The following is a 15,750-nucleotide window of genomic DNA, read 5'->3' on the forward strand; positions in this document are numbered from 1 at the left end:
TGGGGTAAGGTGGTGCCACACCAGTTCAGGACACCCCATGCCCGAGATATCGCCCGACCTGTTTGTTCAAATCGTCCGGTTTCGCGTTGCCCACGGGCAAGGCGACGCGTTGATGCAGGCCATCTTTGCGCATCTGGAGGATTGGGTGCGCGACTGCGACGGCTTTGTGTCCGGCAACTTCCACATCTCGGAAGACGGCAGACACGTGATCAACTATGCGCAATGGCGCGACAAAGCCGCATTTGACGCGTTCCGACACCATCCCCGCCAGGCCCGACCTGCAAGCCGCCATTGCCGCGCAAGCGCCCGAACGGGCTGATGCCAATGCCTTCACGCTTGTGCGCAGCGTCACAGCCTGAGGGCGAGTCGTTCCAGCAGGGTGCGCAATGTGGCAAGCTGGGTGTCGGTCATCCCGTCCGTCAGCGCGGCATCATACTCCGCCGCGGTGGACTTGAGATCCTCGTACACTTTCTGTCCCGTGGGTGTCAGGGCAAGGACTTCCACCCGCCGATCCGTTTCGGACCTGGTCCGCGTGATGTAGCGCCGCTCGGCCAACCGGTGCACCGCGCGACTGATCTTGGTCTTGTGCATCTGGGCCCGTGCGCCGATGTCACTGGCCGTCATGTGTCCGTAAATGGCCAAGTGGAACAGCACCCGCCATTCGTTGCGCAACATCCCGTACTTGTCCTTGTAGACCTTCTGGAACTCCAGGCTCGACGCCTCGGCCGCCTGGTTCAGCAGATAGGGCAGGAACTGACGGACATCGAATTCTCTTGGCCGTGTCATCGGTTGCACCGCGTTTGGTTACAGAAGGGACTATGTGCCGGATCGACCCGAGCCCGCAAGGGGACGCGACAGGCACATGTTCGCCAGTTCGGGCAAAGGGGCATTTGAACACGGGTCGATCTGGCGTAGCGTGGGTCCATGATGACGTATCTCGGATACCTGATGGGCGCCTTTATCGTCTTTGTCCTGGGCTTTGTCCTGTGGGCCTGGTGGCAGAAATTCGTGCACAACCGCCCCGACCGCTATGGCAAGGGGCCGGGCCACGATCTGCGTGGCGCCGAACGCGGGCAATGGCACCGCACGGACAAGACGTGATTGATCCCGGCCTGATCGCAGTCGCAGCCTTTGCCGCGCCGGTGATCTGGCCGTGGGCGCCAAGGGCACAGCCAACGGTGCCCATGGGTCACACCCGACCCCAACCCGGCCACCGCCTTGAACGGACGGGGCATGCCTGTGGCGGGGGCCTCGATTGATATCCTTCCTGTCATCGCTGTCCTGGACGGGATGGCTGTTGATCGCCTTCACGCTCTGGCACATGCCCACCATTGTGACACTGGCATTTTTCGGGGATAAGCTGTCCCGCAACAGGATCAGCCGCGGCGGTCGAAACCACGCGGACCTCGATTCATTTGACACCTGAACACGCCCACAGGACACCGCAATGCCCCTGAACCCATCCTGGGTCACCAGCGCCAACAGCGCAGACACCGATTTCCCCCTCAACAACCTGCCCTACGGCGTGTTTTCGACCGACAGGCTGGACGCACGCTGTGGCGTTGCGATCGGCGACATGATCCTCGACATGCACCAGGCCGAAGAGCAGGGGATTGTCGATCTGACGGATGCACCGCTGTTCGAATTGCCCTTCTGGAACGAGGTGATGGAGGAAGGACCCGCCGTCTGGACCGCCCTGCGCAACCGGCTGACCGACCTGCTGGCCAAAGGGTCAAGGGACCAGGCGCTGGTCGCCCCGCTGCTGGTGCCCATGGCAGACGCCACGTTGCACATGCCGCTTGTCGTGTCCGAATTCACCGACTTCTACGCGGGCCGCCACCACGCCACAAACGTGGGCACCATGTTTCGCGGCGCCGAGAACGCGCTGCCGCCGAATTGGCTGCACATCCCGATCGGATATAACGGGCGCGCCTCGTCCGTGGTGGTGTCGGGCACGGATATCCGCCGCCCCTGGGGGCAACTCAAGTCCGCGGACCACGACACGCCCGCCTTCCTGCCGTCGCGCCGCTTCGACATGGAGCTTGAGATGGGCGCGATCGTCGGCATGGCGTCCGACGGCCCACTGACCGTGGACGAGGCGGACGCGGCGATCTTTGGCTACGTGCTGCTGAATGATTGGTCTGCGCGCGACATCCAGGCGTGGGAATACCAGCCGCTCGGTCCCTTCCAGGCCAAGGCGACGGCCACCTCGATCAGCCCCTGGATCGTGACCAAGGCAGCGCTGGAGCCGTTCCGCACAGACACCCCGCCCCGCGAGGTCGCCTTGCTGGACCACCTCAAGGACACCGGCCCGATGGTCTATGACATCGCGCTTGGTGCCGACCTGGCCCCTGCGGGCGGGACGGCGACATCGATCACGCGGACAAACCACAAGGAACTCTACTATTCCGCCGCCCAGCAACTGGCGCATCACAGCACGTCGGGCTGCCCGATGAATGTGGCCGATCTCCTGGGCTCGGGCACGATCTCGGGCGCAACCAGGGCAGAACGCGGCAGCCTGCTGGAGCTCAGCTGGGGCGGGAAAGACCCCCTGACCCTCGACACCGGCGAAACCCGTACCTTCCTGGAAGACGGCGACACGCTGACGCTGACGGGCCATGCGCAGGGGGATGGCTACAGGATCGGCTTTGGCACGTGCACAGGGACAGTGTTGCCTGCCTTGGAAAATCCCTACGCGCGCTAGGTCTTCTTCTGACCAGAAATACGACGGGGTCTGGGGCGGCGCCCCAGTCCCAACGGCATCAAGGCACACGGACATGTCCAACAGGTACGGCCCCACCCGCAACGATCTCATGTTCCGCTTCTGGTTCTCTGCGGTGGGGCTGATCATGCTGACCGCCGCCCTGCTGTTTCGCGGCATCCCGCACGGCCCCGCCGGATGGGAGGCCATCGGCCTCGCCACGCTGTTTTTCGGGGGCACATTCCTTTGGACGCTGTGGAAACTGATCCGGCGGGACCACAGCTAGGGGGCGGCGGCCCACACTTCGACCTCGACCGTGAATTCGGGGCGGGTAAAGCCCGACACGATCATCAGGGTCGAACTGGGCAGCACATCCCGGTCCGCCAGAAACGCGTCGCGCGCGGCCATGTAGTCCGCCATATGCGCCCGGTCCGTGACATAGGCGCTGACATGGCAGACATCGGCCGGCCCCATCGCGGCCTCGGCCAGGATGGCGGCAATATTGGCAAAACAGATGTCGGCCTGATCGCGTGTCCCCGCGGGGACAGACCCGTCGGCGGCCAGGCCCAACTGGCCCGACACGCGCACCATGCGCCACCCGGCGGGCACCTCGACCCCGTGGGAATAGCGGGCAAAGGGCGGGGCAATCGAGGCGGGCGCAAGAGATTTCATGCCAGACACCCTTGCGTGAAAGGGCAAATTTTGAAACCCTGAACGCACATCTCTGGCACAGATTTTCATCTCAAGGGCCGCTGACATCCACTTCCGGGAAAGGGAAGGATATGGACAAGCGTGTCTTGTGCCTGCGCCACGGCGATGGCCCCATGGACGATCGGATCACCACCTGGTGCGGTGCCAATCAGGTACGCTGCGACGCGCGCCGTGCGTGGCAGGGCCAGGACGTGGGGCAGATCACCGACGATGTGATCGGCGTCGTGGTCTATGGCGGCAACTACAATGCCTATGACAGCAAGCTGCATCCGTTTCTGAACGAGGAATACAGGATCATCGATGCCGCCCTGAAGGCCGATATCCCGCTGATGGGCATCTGCCAGGGCGCACAGATGATCGCCCATCACATGGGGGCATGGGCCGGGGCACCCGCACATGGCACGCATGAATTCGGCTGGTACGAGGTCGCACCGACACCGGATGCCGGCGATTTTCTGACCGCGCCCATGCATTTTGCGCAGGCGCATTTCCACACCTTCGACCTGCCCGCCGGCGCCACGCATCTGGCCCGCAGCCCGTTGTTTGAGAACCAGGCGTATCGTGTCGGCGACAGGGTCGTCGGCGTGCAGTTTCACCCCGAACAGACCATCACCGGCTTCATGCGCTGGCAGGACCGTGCAGAGGGTTGGGGCCGCTGGTCGGAACCGGGCGTGCAGGACCGTGCCACGCAAACGCGCCTGATGCTGGATCACGATGCCGCCCAAGGGGCGTGGATGCGCGATTTCCTGGACCGGTTCCTGGGGCCCGCCACCTGATGGATGTGCTTGCGCCCCTGTCGCTGGTGGCTGCACCGGCCCGGTTCGGCGGCACGGTGCAGGGCGACTGCCTGCGCGGCCAACCCGTCATTCGGAACGGTGCGCTGGTCGCGCTGGACCCACCGACGGGCGGTGACGCACAGGTGATCCTGCCCCGGTTGATCGAGCCGCATTGCCATCTGGACAAGTGCCACACCATCACCCGGCTGGGCCAGGTGGGCGGCGATCTGCACCACGCCATTGCCAGCCAGTACGCCGACAAGGTGCATTGGGACGCGCAAGACATCGAAACCCGCGCCCGCCAGGGGTTGGCCGAGGCGCAAGTCAATGGCTGCGCCCATATCCGCAGCCATGTGGATTGGGGCGATACTGCCGCCCCGCCGCTGGCGTGGTCCGTCCTGACCGAACTGGCGCAGGACCATCCGGGGCTGCAACTGGCCGCGCTGATCGGGATCGAACAATGGGCCGACCCCGGCTTTGCCGATGCGGTGGGCGCCACGTTGGCCCGGACCGGCGGGGTCGCGGGTGCCTTTGTGCATGGTCACGACGGCGCGCCGGATGGGGTGCGCGCAATGTTTGATACCGCAAACCGCCATGGCCTCATGCTGGATTTCCACGTTGACGAGGGGCTGGGCGATCTGTCCGGGTTGGAGATGATTGCCGACATCGCGCTGGCGACCGGCTGTGACCGGCCCATCCTGTGCGGGCATTGCGTCAGCCTGATGGATCGCGGCCCCGACGCCGTAGAGCGCATCGCGGACAAGCTGGTTCAGGCCCGCATTGCGGTCTGCGCCTTGCCCGTCACGAACCTGTACCTGCAAGGGCGCGGCACCGGCACACCTGACCGGCGCGGTATCACCCGGATGCGTGAATTGCGCGCGGCAGGCGTGCCCGTGATTGTCGGGTCCGACAACGTCGCAGATGCGTTTTGCCCCATCGGCGCGCATGATCCGCGCGCGGCCCTCGGATTGGCCTGCCTGACGGCACATCTGGATCCGCCCCTCGGGGACTGGTTGCCCGCCATCACAACAGACGCGGCGCGGGCGATTGGCGTGGCCCCCACCCCTCTGGACGGGGCCGCCATCAAGGACGTGATGATCTGCGACGCCGCGCACACGGCTGACCTGATATCCGGGCGCGCGCCGCTGCGCCCCGCGACGGAGACACTGACATGACATCGATTTCCGGCAAGACCGACATCGACTGGGCCGCCTTTGCCGCAGCACTTGCCCCGGTCGAGACCATCGCCGAACCCGTTCTGGTCAAGAAACGCAGCCGCGACTTCTTCTGGTATTCGCCCATACTGAACGCGGAACTGAAAACATGCTTTGGGGATCTGGTGGCACGCCCCAGGACACCCGACGACATGGCCCATGTGCTGGCCACGGCCCATGCCCATGATGCGCCCATCGTCTTGCGCGGCGGCGGGACCGGCAATTACGGCCAGGCCGTGCCCATGGCGGGTGGGTTGATCATCGACACCACCGCGATGAACCAGGTGCTTGAGATCGGCGACGGGTTTGTCCGGGCCGAGGCCGGCACCCTGATGGCCGACATCAACGCGGCGCTGGCCGACAGCGGACAGGAAATGGCGATGTTCCCCTCGACGCAGGACATCGCGACAGTTGGCGGCTTTGTCGCTGGCGGCAGCGCGGGCATCGGGTCCATCGCCAATGGCGCGCTGCGTGACCCGGGCAACCTGATCGCGCTGACCGCCATGACGGTCGAGGCAGCGCCACAGGCACGTGTGTTCGAAGGCACGGACACGCTGCACATCCACCACGCCTGGGGTTTGAACGGGGTGATCACCGACGTCACGCTGCGCACCGTTCCCAAACGCGATTGGGTCGGCTGCATGGCGACCTTCGACAGCTATGAACGCGCCTATGGCACCGGCCATGCCATCGCACAGGCAGACACCATCGCCGCCAAGCTGGTCACCACGGTGGACGCCCGTATCTGCGCCTATTTCCCCAGGCTTGACGGGCATATCCGCAAGGACAAGCACCTTCTGGTGTCGATGATCCCGGCCGAGGATCAGGCGGCGTTCCAATCCCTGATCGCAGGCCACGACGGCCATGTGGACCTGATGCTGACCGAGGCCAAACGGCAAGAGATGGGCCTGCCGCACGTGTTCGACTTCAGCTATAACCACACCACGTTGCAGGTGCTGAAGGCAGACCGTTCGGCCACGTATCAACAGGTGGGGTGCCCCATACCGCCCGACCCGCAGGCCATCGCCGCGCTGCGCCCCAAGCTGGGCGATGATGTGTGGATGCACCACGAATTCGCACGTGTGGGCGGCGACATCGTGACCTTCGATTTGCCGATCATCTGGTTTTCGACGCCCGAGCGGCTGGCCCAGATCAACGCGACCTACGAGGCGAACGGCTTTCCCGTCTACGATGCCCATACCTGGAATGTCGAAGGCGGCGGGCTCAGGGCCGACTATACCCACCTGGCGTGGAAAAAGCGCATGGACCCCAAGGGATTGCTCAACAGTCCGAAGTCGCGGTTCTGGAACGACGTAAAGGACCTGACCCCGGACCAGATCGAAGCGATGGGAGACGCATGATGCACACCACACCGCTCACCAACCGTTTCGGCGTCGACGTGCATGATATCGATCTCAGCGTGATTGATGCGGCGGGCTATGCCGCACTCCGCGCGCTGTTCGAGGACCACTCCGCCCTCCTTTTCCGCAAACAGACACTCGACGACGCGGCCCATATCCGGCTTGCCCGGTTCTTTGGCCCGATCGAAGACCGCCTCGCGGACGAGCGCGCGGAGGACGAGGATTTCACCGTGCCGCAAGTCAGCAATGTGCGCGCGGATGGAACCACCACCGGCGACATGGACCTGCATACGCTCAACCTCAAATCCAACATGCTCTGGCATGCAGACAGCACCTTCCTGCCGGTGCCTGCGCTTACCAACATCCTGATGGCGCGGGTCGTCACCCAAACCGGCGGCCACACGGAACTGGCGTCGTCGCGGGCGGGCTGGGCCGACATGCCCGAGACTTTGAAGGCCCAGGTGCGCGACACCGGGTTCTGGCACCGCTATGCGCATTCGCGCGCCCGGATCAGCCCGGATCTGGCAAAGCTGCCGATGTTTCACAAATGGCCCGACCAACTGTGGCGCGCGGTCTGGCGCAACCCGGTGAACGGGGCCGAGGCGCTTTATATTGCAAGCCATGCCTATGCGGTGGCCGGGATGGACCCCGAAAAAGGGGCGGCCCTGATCGACGAACTGACCGCATTCGTGACGCAGCCTGACTATGTCTATTCCCATAAATGGCAGGTCGGAGACGTGCTGATCTGGGATCAAAGGGCGGTTTTGCACCGGGGAACGGCGTGGAATCACAAAGAACCGCGTGTTTTGTCTAGTATTTGTGTATCTGCAACCCCGGATGACGGGGTTGACGCCATGCGCCTGATCGTTTGAACTCCGGGCGTCTCCCGCCACGGGATGGCGATAAAACGCAGGTTAACTGCAACACCAAAAAAGGTCGGGCACTCACCCCGGCCGCATAAGGGCGCAAACCGATGTTTGCGACGCCAACAGAGAGGAAGAACATGACCTTCACAACCCGTTCCGGCAAGCCGCTGCCGCAGTCCATCGTGGATTCGGCCGGCAAAGTCGGCACCGATCCGATCAACCGCCGCGAGTTCCTGGCCACGGCCAGCAGCTTTGGTGCCTCGGCCGCCGTCGCCTACGGCATGCTTGGCCTGACCGCACCTGCAGCACAGGCCGCTGCCCACAAGCAAGGCGGCACCGTCCGCATCCAGCAGGAAGTCCGCGCCCTCAAGGACCCCCGCACCTATGACTGGTCGCAGATTGCGAACGTGTCGCGCGGTTGGCTGGAATATCTGGTCACCTATGAAAACGACGGCACCTTCCAGCCTTCGCTGCTGGAAAGCTGGGAAATCAATGACGACGCGACGCAATACACCCTCAAGGTGCGTCAGGGCGTCAAGTGGAACAACGGCGACGACTTTACCGCCGAAGACGTGGCACGCAACATCACCGCATGGTGCGACAAGGACGTCGAGGGCAATTCGATGGCCGGTCGTTTCGCGACCCTGATCGACGCCGACACAAACAAGGCCATCGACGGCGCCATCGTCGTCGTGGACGCAAGCACCGTGCAACTGAACCTGCCCGCATCGGACATCACGCTGATCGCCGGTATGGCCGACTATCCTGCGGCCATCACGCACCCCGACACGTCGATCGACAGCATCGACAGCCCCATCGGCACCGGCCCCTACCTGCCGGAAACGCTGGAAGTCGGCGTGAAGGCCGTTCTGGTCCGCAACGAGGACCACGCATGGTGGAACGCGGGCAACGGCGCCTATCTCGACCGGATCGAGTTTATCGACTACGGCACCGACCCGTCGGCATTTGTCGCCGCCGCCGAAGCCGAAGAGATCGACATGACCTACTCGATCGAGGGCGATTTCATCGACATCTTCGACACGCTGGACGGCTGGCAGCGCAACGAAATCGCCACCGCGGCGACCATCGTGATCCGCCCCAACCAACTGGCCGAAGTTGACGGCAAACAACCCTACGCCGACCCACGCGTGCGTCAGGCCCTGACCATGGCCGTCGACAACGAAGTGCTGCTGGAACTGGGCTATGCCGGTCGCGGTATTCCCGCTGAAAACCACCACGTTGGTCCGATGCACCCCGAATACGCGGAACTGCCCCCCCGCAAGGTGGACCCCGCAGCGGCCAAGGCCCTGATGGACGAAGCCGGCATGGGCGACTTCGAGCACGAGCTGATCTCGATCGACGACGCGTGGCGCAAGGACACCACCGACGCGGTGGCGGCCCAGCTGCGTGACGCGGGCATCAACGTCAAGCGGACCATCCTGCCCGGGTCGACCTTCTGGAACGACTGGGCGAAATATCCGTTCAGCTCGACCAACTGGAACCACCGTCCGCTGGGCGTGCAGATCTGGGCGCTGGCCTACCGGTCGGGCGAGGCGTGGAACGAGTTCGGTTACGCGAACCCGGAATTCGACGCCCTGCTGGAAAAGACGCTGGCCACAGCCGACGTCGAGGCGCGCCGCGCCCTGATGGCCGAGGGTCAGGCCATGATCCAGAACGACGGAGTCACGATCCAGCCCTATTGGCGGTCGCTCTACAACCACACCAAGGAAGGTCTGGTGGGCGGTGCGCACCACATCTCGTTCGAGATCCGCCCGGCCGAACTGGCCTGGACCTGATCCGACCAGGAACCGATCTGAAAGGGGCCGCCATCGCGCGGCCCCTTTTTTATGGAACGCCCTGAAACGCCAAAGGACACAAGATGGACCAGATGCTGATCGCCGCCCAAGCCCTTGCCACCGGACTTGTCGCGTCGTGGCTGACGCTTGGCGTGCGCGACAACATCCTGCATCCGTCCGTGAACGAAACCTACACCGCCGAGGTCATGGAGATGTCGCGCATGAGGGCGGAATACCCCGAGGCCTTTGCCCATGTGGCGCACCGCGCCGTCACCAACCGCCGCCAGCAACACTTGGCCTTTCGGATCGTGGTTGCGGCGGAACTGGTTGCCACGCTTGTGCTGTGGGCCGGGGTGATCGGGCTGGGCATGGCCCTGTTCGGCTTCGGCAGCGCCGAGACGGGGCGCAGTATCGCGCTGGCTGGCGCGATGCTGTTTACCGCCGTCTGGGGCGGCTTTCTGGTGGTTGGAAACCACTTTTGCTATTGGTTCTGCCATGAAGGGGCGCAGAACACGCATTATCAGATGACGCTGTGGGGCGTGGGCACGATGATCTTTCTGGCGCTTTGACGGGACGGTACGCGGCGCGTCCGGTCAACGGCCTCAGATCAGCGCCAGACGCTCTTTCGGAACGTGCAAAAGCGCCATGGCTGCTGACGGATCGGCCCGCAGGTGCGCCCCCATTTCGTCATGCAAACGTGCAACCAAGGTGTCAGCGCGCACCTCTGTGCGCGTCACCTTGGCAAACCATGCCTCTTCACTGATCAGATCCTCGATCAGCGGGTCGATCACCGCGCCACCCCCACCGGGATAGCGGTAATACCCCCAGCCGTACCGTTTGCCCAATCGCCCTTCGGCCACCATGCGGGCCAGAACGGGGCTGACCTGATCCGCACGTCGCGCGGTCAGCACGGTGTCCAATCCGACAAGGTCCTGCGCCTCGAACGGGCCAAGGCCATAGCCCCAGGCCACAAGCGCCTCGTCCAGCTCCCACGGCGTCGAATGCAGATAAACCAACCGCTCGCACACACGCCAAAACAGGTCCTGCAACGGGGCAACCGCCAGCGTCACGGCCCAAGGCCCTCGAGAAAGCGATGCTTGGCAATGATGGCCAGCAGGTCATTCAGCGAGGTGGACACAGGCTTGGCCGCGGTGTCGACCTGCGCCAGCGCCCGTTCATAGGACGGGGTGCGCTGGTCCAGCAGCGCCTTCAACTGCTCCATCGCGGCCGGATTGCCCTCCATCGGGCGCAGATCGCCCTGCGCGCGCACACGGGCCATGTGTTCACCGGGGCTGGTGCGCACCCAGACGGTGTGGAACCTTTCCAGCACGATGTCAAAGGCGGCGTCATCGCCCACGATACCCCCCGCCACCGCAAGAATCAGCTTGTCATGCTTGTCCACGATCCGCGCCACCGCCTCGGCCTCAAGCGCGCGGTATCCGTCGTGGCCATACAGTGCCATCACCTCGGACAACGGCATGCCCGCCTCGGCTTCGACCTCGTGGTTCAGTTCGATGAAGGGCACTTTCAGCTTGTCCGCGGCCATCCGTCCCAATGTCGATTTGCCCGCGCCGCGCAAGCCCACCAGGCAAATGCGCTGCGCCCGCAGCGCCACCGGGTTCTGCGGCGCCAAGAGCGCCCGAACGCGCCCCTGCACCTGCGCAGGCGCGACCTGGTACAGACGGGCCACACGGGCCACGTCTCCGGCCATCGGGGGCGTTTCGGACAACAGGTCTTCGATGCGGACATTCAACGCGGCGGCAACACGGTCCAGCAGAATGACGGAAATGTTGCCCTCGCCCGCCTCCAACTGCGCGAGATAGCGGGGCGACACGCCTGAGCGTTCCGACAACTCACGCCGCGGCAAACCCAATGCTTCGCGGGCGGCGCGAACGCGGGTGGCAAGGCGTGCAATCATCGGGATTGCGCCGTCAGGGATTGGTTTTGGTGATGTCATGCGCACATTGTCTGGTATTATCAACTTGTTGTAGGGCGCATCACGCGCCGATCAACGGATCAAATGTCGCAGATGTGGGCGGCCAGAAGGGCGCGCAACTCTGGCGGCGCAGGCTGGCTTTTGAACTGGTCCGCAATGATGAACACACAGGTGAACGTGCCTTCGAAACACAACACCCCGTCCTGGTGCCCATCGACCCGAAAGGTGACGGATGTGTCGCCCAGACGGGAGGGCCACACCGCGCAGATCAGCCGATGGCGGGGCGTAACGGGTGACCGGAAGTCCATGCTCATATGCACAAACGGCGTGCCGATATTGCGGTCCAGTTCCAGCTGATACCAGCCGTCACCGCCCAGATGCGCCTCCCACCAGGCGTTGATAGCATCCAGCGCAAACCACGGCAGGCGGGCGGTATAGGCGATGCGCGCCGGGTCGCAGTCGCCCCACGTCACCCGGATTTCATGTTTGAAACGGTCGCTCAAGCGGCCTTGTCCGCCTGCATCAGACCCATGATCCCCTGCACCCACGGCAGTGCGATGTCCTCGGGCATGTCGAAACCGGACGCATCATGAATGCCGCGCTCGCCCACTTGCGTGGCCCCCTGGGCCTTCATCATGTCGGCCAGCTTCATCGACCCATGGGCAAAGGTTTCGGCAAACACCATGTCGCCCAGACCGAAGATGGCAAACCGGATCCCGTTGAGGTCCGGCTTGCCCTCCGTCAGCGCCTCTTCGAACGGCAGCGCGGTCGAGGGCAAGTCGCCATTCCCGTAGGTCGACGTCACGATGATATAGAAGACGTCCTTCTCCATCGCGGCGGGGTCCACGTCCGCAAGGCTCTGGATATCGCAGTCGAACCCGTCGCCCAGTTCCGCCTCGATATCCTCGCACAGCATCTCGGAATTGCCGGTCTCGGACCCGTAGTAAATACCAACTTTCATCACATACTCCTCAATGCACGCGGGGGTCCGCGCCCGCCCTGTAACGGCGGCACATCTCGTCCTGTTCGTCCCGGTTCAGCATCATGTAGAGCGCAAGGCACATTCCGGTACATCCATCGCATTCCAGCGCGCAAAACGGGCGCTGGGGGGCGGTGTCGGTCAGGGCTGTTCTGTTGATCTGCATGGGTGCCTCCCTCAGGCCATGTGCAGTTTCACATATTCGAAATCGCCCGGCTTGTTGTCGATCCCGACCTTGGGCGGTGCGATCCAGCTGGCGTATTTGCCGGGCTCATAGCACGGCTTCATCAACGACTGGATAAACGCGCCATCTTCCTTGGTCGGCAACCACTCGGTCTGCCGCGCATCCCAATCCGACTGGCTGATAAACTCGCCCTCCGGCGTGATTGGCTGGTTCGCGAACACGCCGATCTTGCGGTGAAACCCCTCATGCGGCAGCTTCAGTTCAAAGTCGATACCGGTGCGCGAAATCTGCTTGTTCCAGCGGCGCAGACCGCCGGACGCATCGCGCACATAATCATCGCGCAAACGCATGTTGATGGCCGTCAGCGCAGGCACATCCTGCGTGACAATCTTGCCGTCCACGATGCTGGCGACGGCATAGGTGTCGTTCGTCAGCTTGTGGTCGTCATCAATCCGCTGCTCCATATACCGGCCCTTGATGCCGGCGTTGAACGCGTTGGCGGCATTGGTCGAAACCTCCTGCCCGAACAGGTCCAGTGACAGGGTATAGTGCAGGTTCAGCTTCTTCTGGATCGTCGGCAGGTCGATGACCCCCAGATCGCGGATCTTGCCGATGTCATAGGGATCGTCGATCCCATGCTCCTGCATCGCGGCCAGCGTCGCCTGAATCGTGCGCGTCACGCCCGTTTCGCCCACGAACATGTGGTGCGCTTCCTCGGTCAGCATGAAGCGGCAGGTGCGCGACAGCGGGTCAAAACCGGATTGCGCCAGCGATTCAAGCTGCATCTTGCCATCGCGGTCGGTGAAGTACGTGAACATGAAGAAGGACAGCCAATCCGGCGTCTCCTCGTTGAAGGCCCCCAGCATCCGCGGCGCATCCTCGTTCCCCGAGGACCGGACCAGCATGTCATCCGCTTCCTCGCGCCCGTCCTTGCCGAAGTATTTTTGAAGCAGATACACCATCGCCCACAGGTGCCGCCCTTCCTCGACATTCACCTGGAACAGGTTGCGCATGTCATAGAGGCTCGGTGCCGTCAGGCCCAGGAACCGCTGCTGCTCGACCGACCCCGGCTCCGTATCGCCCTGAATGACGATCAAGCGTTTCAGCATGTTGCGATACTCGCCCGGCACTTCCTGCCAGGCAGGTTCACCATAATGCTCGCCCATCGGAATGCGCCGGTCCTCCACGGCGGGGGCCAGCAGAACGCCCCAGCGATATTCCGGCATCTTCACATAGTCGAACTTGGCCCAGCCCTTGGGGTCCACGCTGACGGCGGTGCGCAGATAGACCATGCTTTCCTGGAAATTCTGCGGGATCAGGTCATTCCACCAGTTGATATAGCCGGGATGCCACTTCTCCAGCGCTTTCAGTACCTTGCGGTCCTGGCTCAGCCCCACATTGTTGGGGATTTGGGTGTCATAGCTGACGTTCATCACAGTCATGTCTTCATCTCCTCCGTCGGTGGTGGGCACATTGCCCACCCTACCCATTTTGCCGAGAACCGGCAGCGCCGGGACCTCGTAGGGTGGGCAATCTGCCCACCAACCGCGCGGGTCAGACCCGCTCCATGTTGAAATCACCGCGCACACCGGTCCCGTACCGCTGCAACGCGCCATCTTGCCCAACCGCATTGGGGCGGTTGAAAATCCAGTTCTGCCAGGCGGTCAGACGGCCAAAAATGCGCGTCTCCATCGTCTCCGGCCCGGCAAAGCGCAGATTCGCCTCCATCCCCGTCATCGCGTCCGGACTGAACGAAGCGCGCTCTTCCAGGAAGATGCGGATCTCATCCTCCCAGTCGATGTCATCGAGGATCATGGTCACCAAACCGGTCTCATCCGCCTCTTCGGCCTCCAACGCCGCGCCAATGTGCCCGCGCAAACCATCCCCGTCGTCCGAGCCATAAAACCGCGTCTGCAACCGCGTCAGATCATTGCCCATCGGGTAGGCCCCGAAATTCCCCTCGCTCAGTGTGATGGTCGCAAGGGGCCGATTGTCGCCCTCGAATTCGTCTTCCATCATGTACGACCGGTCGACCGCCCACAGCAGTTCGGCCAGCACCCCGGCAAAGCAGCTGCCATGCTCGACCAGCGCCACAAGCGAGCGCGAGGTCACATCGACCCGCTTCAACACCCGCTTCCAGTAGTGGCGGATCTCGTTGCACAGCCAGTGCTCCGGGTTGTCCAGAACCAACGCCTCGTGCGCCAGCACCGCCTGCGGGTCGCCTTGGCTTCGGATCACCCAAACGCCTGCCTCCATCTCGTTCAAACGCAGATGCAGCACCGCATCTTCCAGTTCCCGCGCCAGCCGCAGGATATAGGACTGATCGCCCTGCGCCACCAACGCCTCGACATCCGCAGGGGCCTCTCCTTCGGGCCCCTTGATCAAAATCTCGGCCCGACGCGCATCCCGGTCCACGGTCACCTCGACCAGACCGTATGACACCGATCCATCCTCGGAAATCGTCCGCGCGATCGGCCCCAACGCAATGCCCTGCGCCACGTCCGGCTTGGGCGACGCCGCCGCAAACTCCGCCGCCCGCTCGGCCACAACCTCGTCAAAGCGGGCATTTGGCACCGCCTCGTCCACCAGCTTCCATTGCACGGCCCGCTTGCCCTTTACGCCCTCTTCGGTCGAACAGAACACATCGGCCCGGTCCCGCCGCACCATGCGCTTGTCGGTCACGCGGGTCAGACCCCCGGTGCCCGGCAACACCGCAAGCAAGGGCACCTCGGGCAGCGCCACGGACGACGTGCTGTCATCCGTCAGCATGATATGGTTGCACGCCAGCGCCAGTTCATACCCGCCCCCGGCGCACGCGCCCTTCACGGCTGCGACATACTTCTGGCCGCTTTCGGCCTCCGCCGCCTCGTAACCGTTGCGCGTCTCGTTCGTGAACTTGCAGAAATTCACCTTGTGGGCATGCGCAGCCCCCCCAAGCATCCGAATGTTGGCCCCCGCACAGAACACCCGGTCCTTGGCCGATTTCATCACCACGACCTTCACCTCCGGGTGCTCGAACCGCATCCGCTGGACCACGTCGTTCAACTCGATGTCGACGCCCAGGTCATAGGAGTTGAGCTTCAGCTGATAGCCATCGAACAGCCCGCCATCCTCATCCACATCCATCCAAAGCGTGGCCACAGGCCCGTCATAGTCCACCCGCCAATGGCGATAGCGGCTGGGATCGGTGCGAAAGTCGATGATCTTGGTCATGAATCAGGTAAGC

The 15,750-nt window shown here is 63.6% G+C and carries 19 protein-coding genes; 10 read left to right on the forward strand and 9 right to left on the reverse strand.

Annotated elements, in window-relative coordinates:
• Positions 1-37 precede the first annotated feature (37 nt).
• Entirely contained in the window at positions 38-319 is a 282-nt protein-coding gene (locus Q0844_RS19055) for an antibiotic biosynthesis monooxygenase (RefSeq protein WP_299048323.1), read from the forward strand.
• Between the two features lie 29 nt (positions 320-348).
• Here Q0844_RS19055 and Q0844_RS19060 read toward each other — a convergent pair whose 3' ends face one another.
• On the reverse strand, positions 349-786 hold the full coding sequence (locus Q0844_RS19060) for a MarR family winged helix-turn-helix transcriptional regulator (RefSeq protein WP_299048325.1): 438 nt from the start codon (positions 784-786) through the stop codon (positions 349-351).
• Positions 787-924: 138 nt separating this feature from the next.
• On the opposite strand from Q0844_RS19060, the gene Q0844_RS19065 reads away from it, so the two are divergent.
• The 3 genes from Q0844_RS19065 (at position 925) to Q0844_RS19075 (ending at position 2,987) form a co-directional block, all read left to right on the forward strand.
• A complete protein-coding gene (locus tag Q0844_RS19065; RefSeq protein ID WP_299048327.1) occupies positions 925-1,101 on the forward strand; it encodes a hypothetical protein in 177 nt (58 codons plus the stop codon).
• Positions 1,102-1,447: 346 nt separating this feature from the next.
• Positions 1,448-2,704: a fumarylacetoacetase gene (fahA, locus tag Q0844_RS19070; RefSeq protein ID WP_299048330.1), complete on the forward strand. Its 1,257-nt coding sequence runs from the start codon at positions 1,448-1,450 to the stop codon at positions 2,702-2,704.
• A gap of 73 nt (positions 2,705-2,777) precedes the next feature.
• Positions 2,778-2,987, forward strand: coding sequence for a hypothetical protein (locus Q0844_RS19075; protein ID WP_299048332.1), 210 nt, complete (start codon positions 2,778-2,780; stop codon positions 2,985-2,987).
• Here the strand turns inward: Q0844_RS19075 and Q0844_RS19080 are convergent.
• Positions 2,984-3,373, reverse strand: a complete 390-nt coding sequence (locus Q0844_RS19080) for a RidA family protein (protein WP_299048335.1) — start codon at positions 3,371-3,373, stop codon at positions 2,984-2,986. The two genes, Q0844_RS19075 and Q0844_RS19080, sit on opposite strands and share 4 nt — an antisense overlap.
• A gap of 110 nt (positions 3,374-3,483) precedes the next feature.
• Between Q0844_RS19080 and Q0844_RS19085 the strand changes: the two genes are divergently transcribed.
• From Q0844_RS19085 to Q0844_RS19110, 6 genes are all read left to right on the forward strand, one after another.
• Entirely contained in the window at positions 3,484-4,188 is a 705-nt protein-coding gene (locus tag Q0844_RS19085) for a glutamine amidotransferase (RefSeq protein WP_299048338.1), read from the forward strand.
• Positions 4,188-5,363 (forward strand): amidohydrolase family protein, encoded by a 1,176-nt coding sequence (locus Q0844_RS19090; RefSeq protein ID WP_299048340.1) that lies wholly within the window; start codon positions 4,188-4,190, stop codon positions 5,361-5,363. Before Q0844_RS19085 ends, Q0844_RS19090 begins: the two co-directional genes overlap by 1 nt.
• Entirely contained in the window at positions 5,360-6,763 is a 1,404-nt protein-coding gene (locus Q0844_RS19095; protein ID WP_299048342.1) for an FAD-binding oxidoreductase, read from the forward strand. The genes Q0844_RS19090 and Q0844_RS19095 overlap by 4 nt, the downstream gene beginning before the upstream one ends.
• On the forward strand, positions 6,760-7,635 hold the full coding sequence (locus Q0844_RS19100) for a TauD/TfdA family dioxygenase (protein ID WP_299048344.1): 876 nt from the start codon (positions 6,760-6,762) through the stop codon (positions 7,633-7,635). The genes Q0844_RS19095 and Q0844_RS19100 overlap by 4 nt, the downstream gene beginning before the upstream one ends.
• 131 nt (positions 7,636-7,766) lie before the next feature.
• Positions 7,767-9,425, forward strand: coding sequence for an ABC transporter substrate-binding protein (locus Q0844_RS19105; protein WP_299048345.1), 1,659 nt, complete (start codon positions 7,767-7,769; stop codon positions 9,423-9,425).
• Between the two features lie 83 nt (positions 9,426-9,508).
• Positions 9,509-9,994, forward strand: coding sequence for a DUF2165 domain-containing protein (locus Q0844_RS19110; protein ID WP_299048348.1), 486 nt, complete (start codon positions 9,509-9,511; stop codon positions 9,992-9,994).
• Positions 9,995-10,027: 33 nt separating this feature from the next.
• Here the strand turns inward: Q0844_RS19110 and Q0844_RS19115 are convergent, their stop codons facing one another.
• The 7 genes from Q0844_RS19115 to boxC all read right to left on the reverse strand — a co-directional run bounded on the left by Q0844_RS19115 (position 10,028) and on the right by boxC (position 15,737).
• Positions 10,028-10,495 (reverse strand): 3-hydroxyacyl-CoA dehydrogenase family protein, encoded by a 468-nt coding sequence (locus Q0844_RS19115; protein WP_299048349.1) that lies wholly within the window; start codon positions 10,493-10,495, stop codon positions 10,028-10,030.
• Complete coding sequence (locus Q0844_RS19120; RefSeq protein WP_299048350.1) at positions 10,492-11,382, reverse strand: helix-turn-helix transcriptional regulator; 891 nt, start codon at positions 11,380-11,382, stop codon at positions 10,492-10,494. The genes Q0844_RS19115 and Q0844_RS19120 overlap by 4 nt, the downstream gene beginning before the upstream one ends.
• Positions 11,383-11,441: 59 nt before the next feature.
• On the reverse strand, positions 11,442-11,864 hold the full coding sequence (locus Q0844_RS19125; protein WP_299048352.1) for a thioesterase family protein: 423 nt from the start codon (positions 11,862-11,864) through the stop codon (positions 11,442-11,444).
• Positions 11,861-12,322 carry a flavodoxin family protein gene (locus Q0844_RS19130; RefSeq protein ID WP_299048355.1) on the reverse strand — a complete coding sequence of 154 codons (462 nt, stop codon included), beginning with the start codon at positions 12,320-12,322 and terminating at the stop codon, positions 11,861-11,863. The genes Q0844_RS19125 and Q0844_RS19130 overlap by 4 nt, the downstream gene beginning before the upstream one ends.
• Before the next feature lie 10 nt (positions 12,323-12,332).
• Positions 12,333-12,506 (reverse strand): hypothetical protein, encoded by a 174-nt coding sequence (locus tag Q0844_RS19135; protein ID WP_299048358.1) that lies wholly within the window; start codon positions 12,504-12,506, stop codon positions 12,333-12,335.
• Positions 12,507-12,517: 11 nt separating this feature from the next.
• Positions 12,518-13,966 carry a benzoyl-CoA 2,3-epoxidase subunit BoxB gene (gene boxB / locus Q0844_RS19140; RefSeq protein WP_299048359.1) on the reverse strand — a complete coding sequence of 483 codons (1,449 nt, stop codon included), beginning with the start codon at positions 13,964-13,966 and terminating at the stop codon, positions 12,518-12,520.
• Positions 13,967-14,078: 112 nt separating this feature from the next.
• Positions 14,079-15,737, reverse strand: a complete 1,659-nt coding sequence (gene boxC / locus Q0844_RS19145; RefSeq protein ID WP_299048361.1) for a 2,3-epoxybenzoyl-CoA dihydrolase — start codon at positions 15,735-15,737, stop codon at positions 14,079-14,081.
• Positions 15,738-15,750 lie beyond the last annotated feature (13 nt).

Source organism: uncultured Tateyamaria sp. (genome assembly GCF_947503465.1).
GTDB lineage: Bacteria > Pseudomonadota > Alphaproteobacteria > Rhodobacterales > Rhodobacteraceae > Tateyamaria.